A 19,434-nucleotide genomic window follows, 5' to 3' on the forward strand; every position below is an offset into this window, starting at 1 on the left:
CGGGACGGGGTTCGCCCCGGAGCCGCAAGCGGAGCAGGACGCTGAGCCGGACCCGGCCTCGGTGGCGCGGGCTATTGTGCTGCGGCAGCTCACCACGTCGCCGAAAAGCAGGTTGCAGCTGGCCCGCAAGCTCGCCGAACGCAATGTTCCCGAGGACGTGGCCGAGGCAGTCCTGGACAGGTTCGAAGAAGTCCGGCTCGTGGATGACGCCGAGTTTGCGGACATGTGGGTCCGGAGCAGGTCCCAGACCCGGAAGCTCGCCAAGGGGGCGCTGCGGCGTGAGCTTGCGGACAAGGGTATCGAGGCCGACATTGCGGCCCGGGCCTTGGAGCAGCTCAGTGACGAAGCCGAGGAGTCTGCCGCCCGTGAACTCGTCCAGCGCAAGCTCAAAGGCACAGCAGGCCTCACGGACCGCGCCGAGCGGGACAAAGTCACGCGCCGTCTGGCGTCGATGCTGGCCCGGAAGGGATACCAGCCGTCGCAGGCCTTCCGGATCGTGGGCGAGGTGCTGGACGCCGTTGCCGGCGAAGAGGCGGAAACGGAATTCCTGTGAACCGGTACCCTTAACAGGTGAGTTTGACCATTCCCTCCCCAGCGTCCGGCACCAGCACTTCCGCCAGCACCGATGGAGCACCCGCAGCGGCTGCGCCACGTACTTACCAGGTGCGCACTTTTGGCTGCCAAATGAACGTGCACGACTCCGAGCGGATGGCCGGGATGCTTGAGGGCGCCGGGTACGTCCCGGCGTCCGGTGAGCACGCCGACGTCGTGGTGTTCAACACGTGCGCCGTCCGGGAGAACGCCGACAACAAGCTCTACGGCAACCTCGGGATGCTGGCCCCGGTCAAGGCGGCCAACCCGGGAATGCAGATCGCGGTGGGCGGCTGCCTGGCCCAGAAGGACCGCGAGACCATCCTGAAGAAGGCCCCGTGGGTGGACGCTGTTTTCGGCACCCACAATGTCGGCGCCCTTCCCGCGCTGCTCGACCGCGCCCGGCACAACAATGAAGCGCAGCTCGAGATCCTGGAATCACTCGACGTTTTTCCCTCCACCCTCCCCACGAAGCGGGACTCCGTGTACTCGGGCTGGGTATCGATTTCGGTTGGCTGCAACAACACCTGCACCTTCTGCATCGTCCCTGCCCTGCGGGGCAAGGAGAAGGACCGCCGCCCGGGCGACATCCTTGCCGAGATTCAGGCGCTGGTGGACGACGGCGCCATCGAGGTGACGCTCCTGGGCCAGAACGTGAACTCCTACGGCGTGGAATTCGGCGATCGCCAGGCGTTCTCCAAGCTGCTGCGCGCCTGCGGTGAAATCGAAGGACTGGAGCGGGTCCGTTTCACCAGCCCGCACCCCGCTGCGTTTACCGACGACGTCATCGATGCCATGGCCGAAACCCCGAACGTGATGCCGCAGCTCCACATGCCCCTGCAGTCGGGCTCGGACAAAGTACTCAAGGACATGAAGCGGTCGTACCGCTCCACCAAATTCCTGGGCATCCTGGACAAAGTCCGGGAACGGATTCCGCATGCCGCCATCTCGACGGACATCATCGTCGGCTTTCCCGGCGAAACCGACGAGGACTTCCAGGCCACGCTGGACGTCGTCGAAAAGTCGCGCTTCGCCACTGCGTTCACGTTCCAGTATTCCAAGCGTCCCGGCACCCCCGCGGCTGACCTGCCGGACCAGCTCCCCAAGGCCGTGGTGCAGGAGCGCTTTGAGCGCCTGACCGCCCTGCAGGACCGGATCGCGGCCGAGGAAAACGCCCGTCAGCTGGGCCGCAGGGTGGAAGTCATGGTCACGGCTCAGTCCGGCCGCAAGGCGGAGGAAACACACCGGCTGTCAGGCCGGTCGCAGGACCAGCGGCTGGTGCATTTCTCGGTCCCGGAGGGTGCGGAGAAGCCCCGCCCCGGAGACCTTGTGACCGTCACTATCACGGAAGCCGCTGCGTTCCACCTGGTGGCCGATCCGGCATCGCCGGAAGACTACGCGCTCCGCCGATCGCGCGCCGGAGACGCCTGGGACAGGTCCCAGGCCGACTCCTGCGGCGCCCCGGCGCCCGGCAGCGGCTCCGGTGCAAACGGCAGCAGGAGCGGCGTGTCCCTCGGTATGCCGGCGCTCCCCGTCCGCCGCAGCTAGGCAATGGCCACGTCCGCAGGGAACGGTCAGGACGCCCCAGTGCCCTCGGCTGAGGTGGGCGGTTCCGACGCCCGTCAGCCGCCTGTCATTGCGGTGGTCGGACCCACCGGATCCGGGAAATCGGACCTCGCCGTGGCACTGGCGCTGGAACTTGACGGCGAGGTCATCAACGCGGACGCCATGCAGTTCTACCGTGGCATGGACATCGGCACAGCCAAGATTACGGCGGAGGAGCGCAGGGGAGTCCGGCACCACCTGCTGGACACCCTCGACGTCACGCAGGAAGCCAGTGTGTCCGATTTCCAGCGGGAGGCGCGCGCTGCCGTCGCCGAGATCCACAGCCGGGGCAAGCGGGCCATCCTCGTCGGCGGATCCGGCTTGTATGTCCGGGCCGCCCTGGACGTGCTCGAGTTTCCCGGTACGGATCCGGGTATCAGGCGCCGTCTCGAAGCGGAGGTCGACAAAGCCGGCCTGGCAACGCTGCGCACCAGGTTGGAAGCCGTGGACCCGGTTTCTGCCGCCCGGCTGGGAGACGCCCGCAGGGTGGTCCGCGCTCTGGAGGTTTTCGAGCTGACAGGGCGCCCGTTCAGCTCCTTCATGCCGGCCCGGGAGTACTTTCAGCCAGCGGTCCAGATCGGGCTCGAGGTGGACCGGGAGCTCCTGAAGGACAGGCTGGCACAGCGTGTCCACCGCATGGTTGCCAACGGACTTCAGGCCGAAGTGCAGCGGCTGGACGCGGCGGGGCTGAGGAACGGAAAAACCGCATCCCGTGCCTTGGGCTATGCCCAGTTCCTCAAGGTTCTTGATGGTGAATGGGATGCCGGCCAGGCCACGGAAGAAACCATTGCCGCCACACGAAAATTCGCCCGCCGGCAGCTCACCTGGTTCAGGGCCGATCCCCGCATCATGTGGCTCGACTGGCAGGACCCGGACCTGGTGGACAAGGCAACGGCTGTCTGCCGCTGAGTCAGCGCCGCCCAGCCAGCGCCTTACCTGCAGCGCCCGTGCCCGCCTCCGCCCTTACGTGCAGCGCCCCGTGCCCGCCTCCGCGCACGGTTTTCGGGCCAGTCCTCCCGTGACGGTAATCTTGAACCATGGACGAAACCCTTGCACCCACCCCTGACCGCACCCTCCAGGGGTTGAGCGGCCTGGCCTTCTCCAAGGGCCACGGCACCGGCAATGATTTCGTGCTTGTTGCTGATCCTTCGGGCACGTGGCCCATCGCGCCCGAGCAGGTCGTGGAACTCTGCGACCGCCACCGCGGAATCGGCGGCGACGGGCTGATACGCGCCGTGCCGTCACGCTACCTTCCGGAAGGGCGTGAGCTGCAGGCAGTCCACCCGGACGCCGAGTGGTTCATGGACTACCGCAACGGTGACGGCTCCCTGTCGGAAATGTGCGGCAACGGCGTGCGGGTCTTTGTCCACTTCCTCATTGCCGAAGGCCTTGTCCGCCTGGACGCCGGCGATGCCCTGACCATCGGCACGCGAGGGGGCGTCAAAACGGTCGTGCGGACCGACAACGGTTACGCCGTGGACATGGGGCCGTGGGAATTCATCTTCCCCGGTGAAGCCACAGCACGGGCCATGGACTCGCTCGTGACCGCCGACGGCCTTGAAGTGCCGCGCCCGGCGCTGTCCGTCAGCATGGGGAACCCGCATACGGTGGTGGCTCTGGCAGAGCTCAGCGAACTGGAGGCAACGCAGCTTTTCAAGGCACCGCACGTTGACCCGAAGCCGGCCAACGGCACCAACGTCGAGTTCGTCGTCCCGTCCGAACCGCTGGTGCACGACGGCGTGGGGACAGTCACCATGCGCGTCCACGAGCGCGGCGTGGGGGAAACGCAGTCCTGCGGCACCGGCGCCTGCGCAGCGGCCGTTGCCATCCGCCACTGGGCCGGGCAGGGCGCTCCGGACGCCTGGAACGTAAACGTGCCCGGCGGCGTCGTCGGCGTGAAATTCTTTCCGGGGCCGGAAGGCCACGAGCATGTGGAGCTCAGCGGTCCGGCCGTAATCGTGGCTAGTGGGACGCTTTCCTGACCCTGAGGATCCTGAATGACTTCGAGGTGCTTTCGCGGGTGACCGTAAAGCTGCTGTCCAGTTCGGCGCCCAGCCAGCGCTGCAGCGAATCCGAACCGAGGTTTTTCTGGACAACCAGCCAGGCGGACCCGCCCGGGGCCAGCCGCGGCAGCCACAGCAGCAGCAGGGAGTGAAGTTCGTCCTTGCCGATCCGGATCGGCGGATTGGACCAGATGGTGTCGAACCTGAGGCTGGGATCGACGTCGTCCGGCAGGGTGGCGGTGACGTTGTTAAGCCCCAGCAGGCCGGCGTTCTCGTTGGTCAATGCGACGCACCGCTCGTTCACGTCCACAGCATAGACGTGTGCGTGCGGGGCCCGGAGGGCCAAGGTCAGGGCGATAGGGCCCCAGCCGCAGCCGATGTCCAGCAGGTTGCCCTGCGGTGACGGTGCCGGCGCTTCAGCCAGCAGGATGGCGGTACCCTTGTCGATCCCGTCGGGGCTGAAGATACCGCTGGAGGTCTGCAGCTTGCGGGTTTCACCGGCGAGCTCCACGGTTAGCGGCTTTCGCGTGAACGGCCCGGCCGGCTGGGCGCTGAAATAGTGTGCAGACTCCATAACTCGCCAGATTAGTTGGCCCGGGCGCGGATGGGAAACGCGGGGGAACGGGACAAGGAAACCGGTCTGCTAATCTTTAATCCATGTTCTTGATCTTTGAGTAGCCGGCACGGGCCTTCACCCGTCCCGCAGCGACGCAGGTAATCACCTTCCGCTCAGTGCGCCGTCCTGCCCTGATTGTCCGGCCGGACGTGCTGCCCGTACTACTTGGAGTCCAGCAATGCTGATCATCTGAACCATGTCATCCGAACCCTGTCATCCGGACGGCGCCCGCCCGTGAACAGTCCCCTCCGGGGGAAACGCTCCGCGCGAGAGACCGTCCGCTGAACCTTTCGGTGTCACCGACGCCACCGCATCCTGCGCAACGGCGCCTGCCTGCCAGGCCGCCTGCGTAACCGTCCCTACCGCCGCCCGCTGCGCTGCAGCCGCCGGCACCCAGGAGCCCGAATGACCAATAGTCGTCAGCCCAGCGCGAATACCGCCCCGCAGACAAGTAATCAGCATTATTCTGAAGGTGTCGAATCTTCAAAGGAGAACATGACCAACCAGCCCAACACCGGATCTGATTCAGCCTCCCAGGACATGAGTCCTGAGGAAATCCAGGCTGTCATCGACCGGATTCTGTCCAAGGATGTCCCTGCCCGCGCCGCATCCGCCCCGGAGGATTCACGGGGAGTTTTGGGTTCGGCCCAGGCGATTTCCCGCCAGGACAGCGAGCACAGCATCTTCGACGGGGACCAGCAGGACCTCGAAGAACGCCGGGCCCTGCGCCGTACGGCAGGCCTGTCCACCGAACTCGAAGACGTCACTGAGGTTGAATACCGGCAGCTGCGCCTTGAACGTGTGGTCCTGGCCGGTCTGTGGACCGAAGGTACCCTTGCCGACGCCGAGAACTCCCTGCGCGAACTCGCCGCACTCGCGGAAACAGCCGGTTCGGAAGTGCTTGACGGCATCGTCCAGCGCCGCCAGAAACCCGACCCTGGCACCTTCCTCGGTTCCGGCAAGGCACAGGAGCTCAAAGACATCGTGATGTCCACGGGTGCCGACACCGTGGTGGTGGATGCCGAGCTGGCACCCTCGCAGCGGCGCGGACTTGAAGACATCGTGAAGGTCAAGGTCATCGACCGCACGGCCCTGATCCTGGATATCTTCGCCCAGCACGCCAAGAGCCGTGAAGGCAAGGCGCAAGTGGAGCTGGCGCAGCTTGAGTACCTGCTCCCCCGCCTGCGTGGCTGGGGCGAATCCATGTCCCGCCAGGCCGGTGGCCAGGTGGGCGGCGCAGGTGCCGGCATGGGTTCCCGTGGTCCCGGTGAAACCAAGATCGAACTGGACCGGCGCCGGATCCGCACCAGGATGGCCAAGCTGCGGCGTGAAATCGCCGCCATGAAGCCGGCGCGGGAAACCAAGCGGGCCAACCGGCGTCGTAATTCCGTGCCGTCCGTTGCCATCGCCGGGTACACGAACGCCGGAAAGTCCTCGCTCCTAAACCGGCTGACCGACGCCGGTGTCCTGGTGGAGAACGCCCTGTTCGCGACACTGGATCCAACCGTGCGCAAGGCGGAAACCTCCGACGGCCTGGGCTACACCCTGGCCGACACCGTGGGCTTCGTCCGGTCCCTTCCCACGCAGCTGGTGGAAGCCTTCCGCTCCACCTTGGAGGAAGTGGCAGACGCGGACCTCATCCTGCACGTGGTGGATGTTTCGCATCCCGATCCGGAGGGCCAGATCGCCGCGGTCCGTTCCGTGTTCAGCGAAGTGGACGCCCGCAAGGTCCCGGAAATCATCGTGCTGAACAAGGTTGACGCCGCGGACCCGTTCGTGGTGGAACGCCTGAAGCAGCGCGAACCCCGCCATGTGGTGGTGTCCGCACGCACAGGGCAGGGCATCGCTGAGCTCCTGAAGGCGATCAGCGAGGCCATCCCGCGGCCGAGCGTCAAGATGGAACTGCTGATTCCCTACCACCGCGGCGACCTGATCAGTAAGCTCCACGAAGCGGACGCCGAGATCCTTCGGCTTGAGCATGAGGAAGAGGGCACCCGTGCCCTCGTCATGGTGCGCGAGGGGCTAGCCTCTGAACTGGAATCCTTCATCAGCAATGTCTGATCCCGGGGCCGGAGAAACCAGCGGCTCCGCCGGCGAGCAGTTCGTCATCGAGCTGCTCGACCGGGCGGTTTCCGGCATGGGCGGACAGAGCCGCAGCGGCCAGCACGAGATGGCCCGGCAGGTGGCGCGCGCTATCGACAGCGGCGACCACCTGCTGGTCCAGGCCGGAACAGGCACCGGTAAGTCCCTTGCTTACCTCATTCCGCTGATTGCCCACTCATTGGTCAGCGACAAACCCACCCTCGTCTCCACGGCCACCCTTGCCCTCCAGACGCAGATTGTGGGCCGGGACCTCCCGAGACTGCTGGAAACCATCACGCCCGCCCTTGACCGTCCCGTCAAGGTCGCACTCGTCAAGGGCCGGTCCAACTACGTCTGCCGGCACAAGCTCGACGGCGGGTTCCCGTCCGAGGAACCGTCGGAAGGACAGCTCTTCTCGCTGGGAGAGGACACCAGCGTCCCGCACTTCGCCGCTTCGATGGGCGGCCCTGCATCGCAGCTGGGCAAGGAAGTGGTCCGGCTGCGCGAGTGGGCGGAGAAGACGGCGTCGGGGGACCGCGACGAGCTGATGCCCGGTGTGACGGACCGTGCCTGGCGGCAGGTGTCCGTGACGTCGATGGAATGCCTCGGGGCTCAGAAATGCCCCATGGCTGCCGAGTGCTTCAGCGAACTGGCCCGTCAGAACGCGGCCGAAGCCGACGTCGTGGTCACCAACCACGCCATGCTGGCCGTCAGCGCCTTCGAAGGCCTCGCCGTGCTGCCTGAGTACGACGTCGTGGTGGTTGACGAGGCCCACGAGCTGCAGGACAGGGTTACGGGAGCTGTTTCCGGCCAGCTGTCTGTGGCCATGGTCCACGCCGCCGCGTCGGGTGCCCGCAAAAACACCGGTATCACGGTTGATGCGCTCAACAACGCTGCCGCGAACCTCGAGCTGGCCATCGCCGGAGTTCCTTCCGGCCTTCTGCCCAACGGCCTCAACGACGAACAGCTCGACTGTGTGGACCAGTTGCGGGAAGCCTGCCGCGCTGCCCTTTCGGACTCCAAAGGGGACAGTTCCAACACGGCCGACGGCGGGCGCCAGCTTGCGCGCTCACGCCTTATGGTCATCCTCGAGCTTTGTGAACGCCTGATTGCCGCCCGGGAAAACCGGGAGGTGGTCTGGTTCTCGCGGGCCAGCACCTTTGACCCGCAGCAGGGCTACTCGCAGCCTGATGACGCCGCACCGGCCCTTATCAATATTGCCCCCCTGAGCGTGGCCGGGAAGCTGCGCGAGGGGCTTTTCGCGGGCCATACAGTGGTCCTCACGTCGGCCACCCTCGCCATCGGATCGGCGTTCGAGCCTGCCGCGGGAGGGCTTGGTCTGGTGGGGCCCGGGGCGCCCAGCTGGACCGGGGTGGACGTCGGATCCCCGTTCGATTATCCAAAGCAGGGCATCCTCTACGTTGCCAGCCACCTGCCAAAGCCTGGCCGCGGGACGTCGCCGGAGGCGCTTGACGAACTGGAGAAGCTGATCCGGGCCTCCGGCGGCGGGGCACTGTGCCTCTTTTCATCCCGGCGGGCCGCGGAGGACGCGGCCGAGGCCATGCGGCCGCGCCTGGATGTCAGCATCCTTTGCCAGGGCGAATCCACCATGACGGCCCTGGTACGCCAGTTTGCCGACGAACCGGACACATGCCTTTTCGGCACCATGTCGTTGTGGCAGGGGGTCGATGTTCCCGGCGGTTCATGCAGGCTGGTGGTCATCGACCGGATTCCGTTCCCCCGGCCCGACGATCCCCTCATGACAGCCCGCTCCAGGGCGGTGGCGCAGGCGGGCGGCAACGGGTTTATGTCGGTGTCGGCCACGCATGCAGCTATCCGGCTGGCCCAGGGGGCAGGCCGGCTGATCCGTTCCACGGGGGATAAGGGCGTAGTGGCTGTCCTTGATTCCCGGCTGTCCACGGAACGCTACGGGGGCTTCCTCCGGGCCGCCCTGCCGCCGTTCTGGCCGACCACCGATCCCGCGATCGCGGTAGCGGCGCTGAGCCGGCTGGCGAAGGCCCCCGCGTAGTCCGGGCTGCCCGCTGACGCAGGGGAGCTTCAGCCGGCGCCGGAGGGGCGTCAGCCCCGGCCGGGCCGGCCGCCCAACAGCGGCCGGAGCCGGGCTACAGCGAGCGGAGAACCGAAACGACCTTGCCCATGATGTTGGCGTGGTCGCCGAGGATGGGCTCGTATTGCGTGTTCTGCGGCAGCAGCCAGGTGTGGCCGTCACGCTGGCGGAACGTCTTGACCGTGGCTTCATCATCGAGCAGGGCGGCCACAATGTCGCCGTTGGCGGCATCGCTCTGCCGGCGGACCACAACCCAGTCGCCGTCGCAGATTGCCGCGTCGATCATGGAGTCGCCGGTTACCTTCAGCATAAAAAGCTCGCCGTGGCCGACGAGCTGCCGGGGCAGGGGCATGACGTCCTCAACCACCTGGTCCGCCAGGATGGGGCCGCCTGCCGCGATCCGGCCCACCAGGGGAACCATGGCCGTGTCCGTGGCCGTGGCCAGTTCGGAAACGGACAGCCCGCCAATGGTGCGTAGCCGTGCAGGCTTCTCCACGCCGGAAATCTTGGTGGTTCCCTCGTCCAGGGTCAGCGGCATCAGCACTTCCATCGCGCGCGGACGCTTGGGGTCACGCCGGAGGTAACCCAGCTTCTCGAGCTGTGACAGCTGATGGGTGACGCTGGAGAGGCTGGCCAGGCCCACAGTGTCGCCGATTTCACGCATTGACGGCGGATAGCCGTTGTCATTGACGGACCGCTGGATGGTTTCCAGAATCTTCTTCTGCCGCACCGTGAGGCCCTTGGGCTTCGCTGGTGACTGCTGGCTCCGCTGCGTAGCCCTGCCGCCGGTGGCTTGTGCTGCCATGTTCGCCAACGCCTTTCCGTTCCACCCGGCCTCCGTGGCTGCAGCTGCCGGGAACTTCCGGCCTGAAAATGTCAGACCCTGCTGATCAACTGCAGAAGTGGTTGTTCTGTAGCTCAAACGTAGGCCAGCCCCACAGGTTTTTCAAACATTTGTTCTAGTGAGTCTCGACAATGTTCGTTAATAAGTGCTAGAACAGAACCAGCAAAGTTCGAATATGTGTTCTAGTCGCAAGCTCAGTTCGATTGTATGTTCGAAGGTCGGAACGGGCGGATGGCATCTTTGGGAACATGCCGGGCGGCACAGTCAGGTCCAGGAGGGCTCAGTTCATGTCAGCAACAAGCGCTATTCAGGGTTGGGGTCATCAGCGTTCGGGGGAACAGCGTTCCACGGGCCGGGTAGACCAAGGCTCCGGGATGCAGGGCTTCCAGTGGGAGGATCGTCCCGCCGGAAAGGCCCGTTCCTCCCAGCCGCCGCTCCGCCTGACCCGCAGGGGCCGTATCGTCCTGGTCGGGCTCCCGCTCGTCCTGTTGGCCGTGATGCTCATTTCACTGGCCGGCTTCCTCAACTCCCCGGCCAAGGCTGCGGATTCCGTGTCCGAGCTGTCGCTGACTCCCACCGTGTCGGTCACGGTCCAGCCGGGGGAGTCCCTGTGGGGAATTGCCGGAGCCGTAGCGCCGGAGCGTGATCCCAGGGACGTAGTGGCCGACATCGTCCAGCTCAACAACCTTGAAGGCGGCAAGGTCATGCCGGGCCAGCAGATCTTTGTACCCTCGAAATAGGGCAAGCGCCCGGCCGCGTCCGTGGACTTCGATGCCGTGCCCGTCGTGGCCCTCGACCTAATAAGCGGAATCCCTGGCCAGCCATGCGCGGGCGGGCCGGCAAGCGTCACAGTTTCAGTGGCCCGGCCACCCTCACTTAAACTGTTGAAGTGACCGACCAGCTAGAGCGACTGAACCGACTTCCCCTCCGGACCAACCTGCGGGGCCTCACCCCTTATGGAGCGCCGCAGCTGGACGTTCCCATCCTGCTCAACGTCAACGAAAACACCCATGGCGTTCCGGCAGATGTCCTCGCGGCCATTTCCGAGGCCGTGACCGCGGCAGCCGCGGGTCTGAACCGCTATCCGGACCGTGAGTTCACCGAACTCCGCGAACGGCTCGCTGAGTATCTGGGCCACGGCCTGGGAGCCGAGAACATTTGGGCCGCCAATGGTTCCAATGAAGTGCTCCAGCAGATTCTCCAGGCATTCGGCGGCCCGGGACGCACCGCCCTGGGGTTCCCGCCCACGTACTCCATGTACCCCCTCCTGGCGAGCGGGACGGACACCGAATACATCGTCGGCCAGCGAGCGGACGACTACGGCCTCAGCGCCGAATCAGCGGCACGGCAGGTCAAGGAACTGCAGCCCAATATCGTTTTCCTGTGCTCGCCCAACAATCCCACCGGAACTGGCCTGGGACTGGATGTGGTTGAGGCTGTGTATGCCGCCGGCGAGGCCAGCCAGACGGTTGTTATCGTTGACGAGGCCTACCACGAATTCGCCCACGACGGTACGCCGAGCGCACTCACGCTCCTTCCCGGCCGTGAGCGCCTGATCGTGTCCCGCACCATGAGCAAGGCCTTTGCCCTCGCCGGGGCGCGGCTTGGCTACATGGCAGCCGCCCCCGAAGTTACTGATGCGCTGCGCCTGGTGCGGCTGCCGTACCACCTGTCCGCCATCACCCAGGCCACGGCCCTGGCCGCGCTGACCCACCGCGAAGCCCTCATGGCCGATGTCGAGGACATCAAACTGCAGCGCGACCGGATCGTCACAGAGCTGACGCGGATGGGCCTTAAGCCCGCAGCCTCCGATTCCAACTACGTCTTCTTCGGCGGCCTGGAGAACCCGCACGAGGTCTGGCAGGGACTGCTGGACGCCGGCGTCCTGATCCGCGACGTGGGGATCCCCGGCCACCTGCGCGTTACGGCCGGCACTGAGACGGAAACCACAGCCTTCCTGGAAGCCCTCGAACTGATCCTAACCGGGCAGCCCAGCGTCCCGGCCTAAACTGGAATCAGACCCCACGTCACCCAGGTGCCCGGTTCTCACGACCCGGTACCCAGACTGTACTTCTCCTTCATCTAAAGGACACAACACATGAGCACCACCGGATCCATCGCTGCCGAGGCCCGGACCGCACGCATGGAGCGTGCCACGAGCGAATCGTCCGTGCTGGTCGAGATCAACCTTGACGGCACGGGCGTCTCGGACATCAGCACCTCGGTTCCGTTCTACGACCACATGCTGACGGCCCTGAGCAAGCACTCGCTCATCGACATGACGGTCAAGGCGACCGGTGACATCCACATCGACGTCCACCACACGGTGGAGGACGTGGCCATCACATTTGGCGAGGTCCTCCGCACGGCGCTTGGCAACAAGGCCGGGATCCGCCGGTTCGGCGAAGCCACGGTGCCCCTCGACGAAGCGCTGGCGCACGCCGTCGTTGACGTCTCCGGGCGCCCGTACCTTGTGCACGGCGGCGAGCCCGCAGGCCAGGAATACCACCTGATCGGCGGACACTTCACGGGTTCCCTGACCCGCCACGTCTTCGAGGCCATCACCCTGCACGCCGGCATCTGCCTGCACATGAATGTCATCGCCGGGCGGGACCCGCACCACATTGTGGAAGCCCAGTTCAAAGCCTTTGCACGTGCGCTGCGTGCAGCTGTGGAGCCGGATCCCCGCGTTGAAGGCATCCCCTCCACCAAGGGCGCGCTGTGACCGGCCCGATCCTCCAGGACGGGGCAATCCTGGATCCGGCCGGGAGCGCGAAGCCTGCGTCTCCCGAGGGCAAGCCCACCGTCACCGTGCTGGACTACGGTTCCGGCAACGTCCGCTCGGCGGTCCGTGCCCTCGAGCGGGCAGGCGCCGAGGTTATCCTCAGTGCCAAGCCGGAGGATGTCCTGAATGCTGACGGACTGCTGGTCCCCGGCGTGGGAGCCTTCGAAACGGTCATGCGCGAGCTCAAGGCAGTGGACGGCATCCGGATGATCGGCCGGCGCGTCGCCGGCGGCCGTCCCGTCCTCGGCATCTGCGTGGGCCTCCAGGTGCTGTTCGAAGCCGGCGTGGAGCACGGCACCGAAGCCGAGGGCATGGGGGAGTGGCCCGGCAAGGTGGAGCTGCTGCCGGCTGAAGTGGTTCCCCACATGGGCTGGAACACCGTGAAGGTTCCGGAAGGGTCCAGGCTCTTCGACGGGGTCGAAAACGAGCGCTTTTACTTCGTGCACTCCTACGGCGTCCAGCACTGGGACTTCGATGTCATTCAGCCGCGCATGGCAGCGCCGCTCGTCACCTGGTCCGAGCACGGCGCACCGTTCATCGCCGCCGTGGAGAACGGACCGTTGTGCGCCACCCAGTTCCACCCCGAAAAATCCGGCGACGCCGGTGCCCGGCTGCTCCGCAACTGGGTCAACGGCCTGCGCCGCGGCCATGGCCACGCCGCGGAGACAGCCACGCCGACAGCCACTGCCGCTACCGGACCGGCCGCCTAGATGTGGTCGATTGTCCTGATGGCCCTCGCCGGCCTCCTGGTTGGCGGGGCGTTGTCCTTCAGGCAGCAGCACAAGCCGCTCTGGACCCAGATCGTTTTCTACGTACTGGCCGGAATGTCGCTGCTGGCTGCCTCCCTGCTTACCCTGCCGGCGAACTAGCCCGGCCGGCACTTCCCGATCAACGCAGCTCTACTAACAACCTGAGGACCCGAAGATGATCACCGAAACGCCGCTGCCCGTATTGGAACTGCTGCCCGCCGTCGACGTCGTGAACGGCCAGGCGGTCCGCCTGGTCCAGGGCGAAGCCGGCAGCGAGACGAGCTACGGCACCCCGCTGGAAGCCGCGCTGAACTGGCAGGGACAGGGCGCCGAGTGGGTGCATCTGGTGGACCTGGATGCAGCCTTTGGCCGCGGCTCGAACGCCGAACTGCTCCGCGAAGTAGTGGGCCGGCTGGACATCAAGGTGGAGCTCTCCGGTGGCCTGCGCGATGACGAGTCACTGGAAAAGGCCCTGGACCTGGGGGTTGCCCGAGTGAACCTGGGGACTGCCGCCCTGGAAAACCCCGAGTGGACTGCACGCGCCATCGACCGCTTTGGCGACCGGATCGCCGTCGGCCTCGACGTGCGCGGGACCACTCTGGCGGGCCGCGGCTGGACCAAGGAAGGCGGCGACCTGTGGGACGTGCTGGGGCGGCTCGAAGAAGCCGGATGCGCACGTTACGTCGTCACCGACGTCACCAAGGACGGCACGCTTCAGGGGCCCAACGTTGAACTGCTCCGCCAGATGGTGGAGAAGACCGGCAAACCGGTCGTGGCCTCCGGCGGCATCTCCAGCCTTGAAGACCTCAAGGTCCTGCGCTCCCTCGTCCCCCTGGGCGTCGAAGGCGCAATCGTCGGCAAGGCGCTATACGCCGGAGCCTTTACGCTGCCGGAAGCGCTGGACGTAGCAGGCCGCCGCTAGGCCGGCAGCCACCATGGATCAGCGACCTTCATCGCCTGCCGGCGGCCCGTCCGAGCCAGCACCGCGGCCGTCCCGCCAGCTTCCGGGGCACATCGCCGCCGCGCTTGCCGGGTCCGGCGGCGCCACGGATTCCGCCGGTCAGCCCTGGGCCGGCCGCAGCCTCGCCGGTGAAGACGCGAAGATCCACAACTTCGAGGACGACGACGGCACGGCCGACGCCGGGTACGTCGCCGCTGTTGCGGCTCTTCGTTCGGCTACAGGCGACGAGAGCGCCGTGGTCGCGTCGCTGGCTGCGGCCCGGGTATTCGTTCCGATCGTTGCCCAGCTTGCCGAGGAAGGCGAAGCCGCGGCAGCGCACACTGACACGCTCCACGGTGACAAGCAGGCGGATATGGCACTCGTGACGCTCAAGGCCCCGGACGGACGGACGGCGATGCCGGTGTTCACATCGGCGGCGGCGTTGGAATCGTGGCACCCGGAAGCCCGGCCGGTGGCAGTCTATGCCGCGCGGGCGGCGCTGTCCGCGGTGGCCGAAGGAGCGGAACTCCTGGTGGTGGACCCCGGTTCGGAGTACACGTTCGTGGTCCGCCGGCCGGCGGTGTGGGCCCTTGCCCAGCAGCGCGACTGGCTGCCGTCCTACGCGGATCCCGAGCTTGCCGAGGCCATGGGCGAGGCGACGGCGGGCTATCCGCCGGTACGGCGCGTGGAACTCGAACCGGGCGGCGGCGTGGCCTCGGCTACGGCAAGCGGCGCCGTCGTCCCCGGCGGCGGCCCTGGCCCGGAGCTCAGGGTGGTGCTGTATTTGGAAGACGGCCTCGATGCTTCCGGTGTCCAGTCCATCGTGGCAGGACTGAACGCCGAGTGGTCCCGGAATGCGGTGTTCGCCGAGCGCGTTGACTCGATCGAGGTAAAGTTGCAGCGCGCAGCAGAATAGCTGACGGTAAGGGGGACACGTCCTCGCCTTGCCGCCGGCAGGATGAAGGACGTAACCCGTGAATTTCGCTCTCTACAAAGAGCTCCTGGCCATCAAGCCCGTACGGCGGCTGCTGGTCGTGGGAATGATAGCCCGCATACCGCACTCCGCGGCGGGCGTGCTGCTGACCCTGCATATCGTCCTCACCCTGGGTGAGGGATATGCCGCAGCCGGCGCAGCTGCCGCCGTCATGACCATCGGCATCGCCGTGGGCGCGCCGTGGCGCGGACGCCGGGTCGACACCGTGGGCCTGCGGAGGGCCCTGATTCCCTCCGTGATATCCGAGGCGGTCATCTGGTCCGTCGTGCCGCACGTTTCGTACGAGTGGCTCCTGGCGCTGGTGTTCGTCGGTGGACTCCTCACACTGCCCATCTTCAGCGTGGTGCGCCAGTCCCTGGGCGTACTCGTCAACGGGGACCAGCGGCGTACGGCATTCGCCCTGGACGCGATTACCACGGAACTGGTCTTTATGATCGGCCCGGCTGCCGGCGCCATTGTGGCCACGACCGGATACTCCGTCATCGGGCTGACCGTGGTTGGCGTGTCCACATCAGTGGCCGGACTCTTCCTGATGTGGTTCAACCCTCCCACCCGCAGTGCGGCGGCGGATGCAGATTACGAAGCGGACCAGCAGGAAGGCGCTGAAGTGGCAGTGGTTGCAGCGGCGCCGGCGCATCTGCAGGAAGCTGCGGCAGAGCTCGCCCCCGTGGCGGCCGGCGGGCTACGGCGTACGGGACTGCGGGACAAGGCGGCGCACAACTTTGCCTGGTTCACTGCAGCGGTGGCCGCGGTATTTGCCGTGGCGGCCGGCGCCGGGATGGTGCTCAGCGGAACGGATGTGGGCATTGTGGCCGCATTGGAGATCGGCGGGCATCAGGCGGAAATCGGCCTGGTCTTCATCTTCTGGTGTGCGGCTTCAGTGGTAGGAGGGCTGCTCTACGGCGCTATGCACCGGCCCGTTTCCCCGATTCTCCTGCTGCTCGGCATGGCCGCCCTGACTATCCCGATGGGTTTTGCCCAGGACACCCTGACCCTGTGCCTGCTTTCGCTGCTACCCGGGCTGCTGTGCGCGCCGGTCCTGTCCTCCGCCTCGGAAAAGGTGGCGGACCTGGTGGAGGAGGACCGCCGCGGCGAGGCCATGGGCTGGTACGGGTCCGCGCTCACTGCCGGAGTGGCACTCGGTGCTCCGCTGGCCGGCGTGTTCATCGACGGCATCGGGCCTTCCGCCGGGTTTGTCTCGGTGGGAACCGCCGGCGTCGTCCTCTGCCTCGTGGGCCTGGTGCTGCAGTACCGACGCCGCCGCCGGATTGCCGCCTGAAGGCGGTCCTGAGACCGGCCCAAACGACGACGGCGGGCGGACCTTCGTTGGTCCGCCCGCCGTCGCGTTCTGCCTGTGAATCGTTTAGTTGACCGGACCCGTGTACTTTTCGCCCGGTCCCTTGCCCGGGGCGTCCGGGATGGTGGACTCTTCCCGGAACGCCAGCTGCAGGGAGCGGAGTCCGTCGCGCAACGGACCGGCGTGCTGGGAACCGATCTCCGGCGCGGCAGCGGTCACGAGTCCGGCCAGCGCCGTGATCAGCTTGCGGGCCTCGTCCAGGTCCTTAAGCTCTTCGGCGTTCTCCTCGGCGGCGAGGCCGAGCTTAACGGCCGAGGCGCTCATGAGGTGAACAGCGGCGGTGGTGATGACCTCGATGGCGGGGACCTCGGAGATGTCGCGGATCTGCTGCGACACCTGTTCCTGCCCGCCGCCCTGGCCGGTCGAGGGCTCGAAAACGTGTGAATTACTGTCTGAAGTGCTCATACTGGTAAGCTTGTCACAGACCGACTGAATGTCGTTATTTTGCTATGTGAAACTCGTGGCTGCCAATGTGCAGCATTCGGGGTTTCTTCTGTAGAATTGATTTTCAGTTTGCAAGCGGAGTTCTCTCCCACCCGCGTCAGCCGTTTTCCCAGGATGCAATTCCCATGGAAGCAAGGTTGCCGGGTACCTGGTCGGGCATTCCACGGCGGCGTCAGCCGGGTGGAACGCGTACAGCCTCCCCGGAGGCGCCGTACATCCGATCTTCGAGGCCTTCGATTGCTCCGGCAATTGGGGGCCTTCTCTATTTGCCGGTGGAATACTCACCTCAACCACAGGAGTTCTAACATTAGCGAGCCAAGAATCAATGAGCGTATCCGCGTCCCCGAGGTGCGGCTGGTCGGCCCTGCAGGCGAACAAGTAGGAATTGTCCGTATTGAGGACGCCCTGCGTTTGGCTGCCGAGTCCGACCTTGATCTCGTTGAAGTTGCACCGCAGGCCAAGCCTCCGGTGTGCAAGCTGATGGACTTCGGCAAGTACAAGTACGAAGCCGCCGTCAAGGCACGCGAGGCCCGGAAGAACCAGACCAACACGGTTCTGAAGGAAATCCGTTTCCGGCTGAAGATCGACACCCACGACTACGAGACCAAGCGTGGCCACGCCCTCCGCTTCCTCGGTGCCGGGGACAAGGTCAAGGCCATGATCCAGTTCCGAGGCCGCGAGCAGCAGCGTCCGGAAATGGGCATCCGCCTGCTCCAGCGCTTCGCCGACGACGTCGCCGAAGTGGGAGTTGTCGAGTCCAGCCCCCGCATCGACGGCCGCAACATGGTCATGGTCGTGGGTCCGCTGAAGAACAAGGCTGAAGCCAAGGCCGAAGCACGCCGTGCGACGCAGCGCGCTGAAGCAAAGGCACAGAACGAAGCCAAGGCCACCGGCCGGGTGGATGTCAGCCGCGACCAGCCCGCGATGACGCAGTCCCTCGCGGACCTGCTTCCTGAGGGTTATGTTGTTTCGACTGAAGCGGCATCGCCCGAGGCTGACGCCGAGGCCGCTACGCCGGCAACGAGCGTCGAGGCACCTGCCGAAACGGTCTCTGCACCGGAAGCCGAGGCTCCGGCCAAGGAAGCTCCGAAGCAGGAAGCCCCGGCTGAAGAAGCACCCAAGCAAGAAGCTCCCAAGCAGGAGGCTCCGAAGGCAGCGAAGCAGGCTGCGCCGAAACGCGAAGCCCCCAAGGCTGCAGAAGCACCGCGTCCCGCGGTCAGCAAGCCGGTGGCCAAGGCGCCTGAAGCGCCGAAGCCCGCTGCGGCCGCCCCTGTGGCGCCGAAGCCAGCTGGCGTTCCCGCGCCGCCGCCCAAGCCGGTAGCACGGCCCGCCGCGCCCAAGCCTGCAGCACGGCCGGCCGCTCCCAAGCCGGGCAGCAAGAAGACCAACTAGTTCAAAGCTGCGCGAAGTGCCTTCACGCAGCAAGCAACCAGCACGCCGCCCGCAGGGGTGGCTGCACGAAAGACTGCAGACTTGTCTGCGGATACGTAAGGAGATCGGTTCCCATGCCGAAGATGAAGACCCACAGTGGTGCTAAGAAGCGCTTCAAGCTGACCGGCAGCGGCAAGCTGCGCCGCCAGCAGGCCAACCGCCGCCACTACCTCGAGCACAAGTCCTCCAGGCTGACCCGTCGCCTTGCCGGCGACAAGATCGTCTTCAAGGGCGACGCCAAGGTCATCCGGAAGATGCTCGGCATCTAAGTTCCAAGTTCTCTGACTGTTAGCCACCTGGCAGCAGTCAACTACCAAAAAGGCTTCTCAGGCCAGCCGGTTGTTCCGGCAGTAGTTGCTTGGGATCAGAATTCTGAAGGAGTACGCACGTGGCACGTGTGAAGAGGGCGGTCAACGCCCACAAGAAGCGCCGGGTTATCCTTGAACGCGCAAAGGGCTACCGTGGACAGCGTTCACGCCTGTACCGCAAGGCTAAAGAGCAGCTGCTGCACTCGTTTGTGTACAGCTACGGCGACCGCAAGAAGAAGAAGGGCGACTTCCGCCGCCTGTGGATCCAGCGCATCAACGCTGCATCCCGCGCCAACGGCCTGACCTACAACCGCCTGATCCAGGGCCTGAAGGCCGCTGAGGTCGAGGTCGACCGCCGCATGCTGGCAGAACTGGCCGTCTCTGACGCCAACGCATTTGCCGCCCTGGTGCAGATTGCCAAGGACTCGCTGCCTGCTGACACCTCCGCTCCGGCCGTCGCTGCCGAAGCCGCTCCGAAGGCAAAGGCCCCGAAGGCTAAGGCTGCCAAGGCCGCCAAGGCAGAGGAAGCTCCGGCTGAGAAGGCCCCCAAGGCCAAGGCTGCTAAGAAGCCGGCCGCCGAAAAGGCTGCCGAGTAGCATCCCCTCCCGTTCAAAGAC

At 66.0% G+C, this 19,434-nt stretch carries 20 protein-coding genes; 17 read left to right on the forward strand and 3 right to left on the reverse strand.

The genetic code is table 11. The features are described 5' to 3' along the window. Window positions 1-61: 61 nt before the first annotated feature. The 4 genes from J2S97_RS12640 (at window position 62) to dapF (ending at window position 4,178) form a co-directional block, all read left to right on the forward strand. Window positions 62-553, forward strand: a complete 492-nt coding sequence (locus tag J2S97_RS12640) for a regulatory protein RecX (RefSeq protein ID WP_307050017.1) — start codon at window positions 62-64, stop codon at window positions 551-553. Between the two features lie 17 nt (window positions 554-570). Then, the gene (gene miaB, locus J2S97_RS12645) at window positions 571-2,139 is read left to right on the forward strand and encodes a tRNA (N6-isopentenyl adenosine(37)-C2)-methylthiotransferase MiaB (protein WP_307049885.1); all 1,569 of its coding nucleotides are present in this window, start codon (window positions 571-573) and stop codon (window positions 2,137-2,139) included. A 39-nt stretch (window positions 2,140-2,178) separates the two neighbouring features. Further along, a complete protein-coding gene (miaA, locus tag J2S97_RS12650) occupies window positions 2,179-3,105 on the forward strand; it encodes a tRNA (adenosine(37)-N6)-dimethylallyltransferase MiaA (protein ID WP_307049887.1) in 927 nt (308 codons plus the stop codon). A gap of 128 nt (window positions 3,106-3,233) precedes the next feature. Then, window positions 3,234-4,178 (forward strand): diaminopimelate epimerase, encoded by a 945-nt coding sequence (dapF, locus tag J2S97_RS12655; RefSeq protein ID WP_307049889.1) that lies wholly within the window; start codon window positions 3,234-3,236, stop codon window positions 4,176-4,178. Here dapF and J2S97_RS12660 read toward each other — a convergent pair. Further along, window positions 4,159-4,773: a class I SAM-dependent methyltransferase gene (locus J2S97_RS12660; protein WP_307049891.1), complete on the reverse strand. Its 615-nt coding sequence runs from the start codon at window positions 4,771-4,773 to the stop codon at window positions 4,159-4,161. The genes dapF and J2S97_RS12660 overlap by 20 nt on opposite strands. Before the next feature lie 537 nt (window positions 4,774-5,310). On the opposite strand from J2S97_RS12660, the gene hflX reads away from it, so the two are divergent. Both hflX and J2S97_RS12670 read left to right on the forward strand, forming a co-directional pair. Beyond that, window positions 5,311-6,876: a GTPase HflX gene (gene hflX, locus J2S97_RS12665; RefSeq protein ID WP_307049894.1), complete on the forward strand. Its 1,566-nt coding sequence runs from the start codon at window positions 5,311-5,313 to the stop codon at window positions 6,874-6,876. Continuing rightward, window positions 6,869-8,926 carry an ATP-dependent DNA helicase gene (locus J2S97_RS12670; protein WP_307049896.1) on the forward strand — a complete coding sequence of 686 codons (2,058 nt, stop codon included), beginning with the start codon at window positions 6,869-6,871 and terminating at the stop codon, window positions 8,924-8,926. Before hflX ends, J2S97_RS12670 begins: the two co-directional genes overlap by 8 nt. Before the next feature lie 94 nt (window positions 8,927-9,020). Here J2S97_RS12670 and lexA read toward each other — a convergent pair whose 3' ends face one another. Then, window positions 9,021-9,770 carry a transcriptional repressor LexA gene (lexA, locus tag J2S97_RS12675; protein ID WP_307049898.1) on the reverse strand — a complete coding sequence of 250 codons (750 nt, stop codon included), beginning with the start codon at window positions 9,768-9,770 and terminating at the stop codon, window positions 9,021-9,023. A gap of 413 nt (window positions 9,771-10,183) precedes the next feature. On the opposite strand from lexA, the gene J2S97_RS12680 reads away from it, so the two are divergent. The 8 genes from J2S97_RS12680 to J2S97_RS12715 all read left to right on the forward strand — a co-directional run bounded on the left by J2S97_RS12680 (window position 10,184) and on the right by J2S97_RS12715 (window position 16,556). Then, window positions 10,184-10,549 carry a LysM peptidoglycan-binding domain-containing protein gene (locus J2S97_RS12680; protein WP_307050019.1) on the forward strand — a complete coding sequence of 122 codons (366 nt, stop codon included), beginning with the start codon at window positions 10,184-10,186 and terminating at the stop codon, window positions 10,547-10,549. 149 nt (window positions 10,550-10,698) lie between these two features. After that, on the forward strand, window positions 10,699-11,817 hold the full coding sequence (locus tag J2S97_RS12685; RefSeq protein ID WP_307049900.1) for a histidinol-phosphate transaminase: 1,119 nt from the start codon (window positions 10,699-10,701) through the stop codon (window positions 11,815-11,817). Between the two features lie 90 nt (window positions 11,818-11,907). Further along, complete coding sequence (gene hisB / locus J2S97_RS12690; RefSeq protein WP_137321888.1) at window positions 11,908-12,534, forward strand: imidazoleglycerol-phosphate dehydratase HisB; 627 nt, start codon at window positions 11,908-11,910, stop codon at window positions 12,532-12,534. Continuing rightward, window positions 12,531-13,304, forward strand: a complete 774-nt coding sequence (hisH, locus tag J2S97_RS12695) for an imidazole glycerol phosphate synthase subunit HisH (RefSeq protein WP_307049902.1) — start codon at window positions 12,531-12,533, stop codon at window positions 13,302-13,304. Before hisB ends, hisH begins: the two co-directional genes overlap by 4 nt. Window positions 13,305-13,322: 18 nt before the next feature. Then, window positions 13,323-13,463 carry a hypothetical protein gene (locus J2S97_RS12700; protein WP_307050023.1) on the forward strand — a complete coding sequence of 47 codons (141 nt, stop codon included), beginning with the start codon at window positions 13,323-13,325 and terminating at the stop codon, window positions 13,461-13,463. A gap of 55 nt (window positions 13,464-13,518) precedes the next feature. Beyond that, a complete protein-coding gene (gene priA, locus J2S97_RS12705; RefSeq protein ID WP_307049904.1) occupies window positions 13,519-14,265 on the forward strand; it encodes a bifunctional 1-(5-phosphoribosyl)-5-((5-phosphoribosylamino)methylideneamino)imidazole-4-carboxamide isomerase/phosphoribosylanthranilate isomerase PriA in 747 nt (248 codons plus the stop codon). A 13-nt stretch (window positions 14,266-14,278) separates the two neighbouring features. Then, on the forward strand, window positions 14,279-15,199 hold the full coding sequence (locus J2S97_RS12710; protein WP_307049906.1) for an SseB family protein: 921 nt from the start codon (window positions 14,279-14,281) through the stop codon (window positions 15,197-15,199). A gap of 58 nt (window positions 15,200-15,257) precedes the next feature. Next, the gene (locus J2S97_RS12715) at window positions 15,258-16,556 is read left to right on the forward strand and encodes an MFS transporter (RefSeq protein ID WP_307049908.1); all 1,299 of its coding nucleotides are present in this window, start codon (window positions 15,258-15,260) and stop codon (window positions 16,554-16,556) included. An 84-nt stretch (window positions 16,557-16,640) separates the two neighbouring features. On the opposite strand, the gene J2S97_RS12720 is transcribed toward J2S97_RS12715, so the two are convergent. Beyond that, a complete protein-coding gene (locus J2S97_RS12720; protein ID WP_307049910.1) occupies window positions 16,641-17,039 on the reverse strand; it encodes a DUF1844 domain-containing protein in 399 nt (132 codons plus the stop codon). A 387-nt stretch (window positions 17,040-17,426) separates the two neighbouring features. Here J2S97_RS12720 and infC point away from each other — a divergent pair, with 387 nt between their 5' ends. From infC to rplT, 3 genes are all read left to right on the forward strand, one after another. Continuing rightward, window positions 17,427-18,470 (forward strand): translation initiation factor IF-3, encoded by a 1,044-nt coding sequence (gene infC, locus J2S97_RS12725; RefSeq protein ID WP_373460553.1) that lies wholly within the window; start codon window positions 17,427-17,429, stop codon window positions 18,468-18,470. A gap of 113 nt (window positions 18,471-18,583) precedes the next feature. Further along, the gene (gene rpmI / locus J2S97_RS12730) at window positions 18,584-18,778 is read left to right on the forward strand and encodes a 50S ribosomal protein L35 (RefSeq protein WP_009358635.1); all 195 of its coding nucleotides are present in this window, start codon (window positions 18,584-18,586) and stop codon (window positions 18,776-18,778) included. A gap of 119 nt (window positions 18,779-18,897) precedes the next feature. Then, a complete protein-coding gene (gene rplT, locus J2S97_RS12735) occupies window positions 18,898-19,413 on the forward strand; it encodes a 50S ribosomal protein L20 (protein WP_307049914.1) in 516 nt (171 codons plus the stop codon). Window positions 19,414-19,434 lie beyond the last annotated feature (21 nt).

This window comes from Arthrobacter oryzae (assembly GCF_030812315.1).
GTDB classification, from domain to species: domain Bacteria; phylum Actinomycetota; class Actinomycetes; order Actinomycetales; family Micrococcaceae; genus Arthrobacter; species Arthrobacter oryzae_B.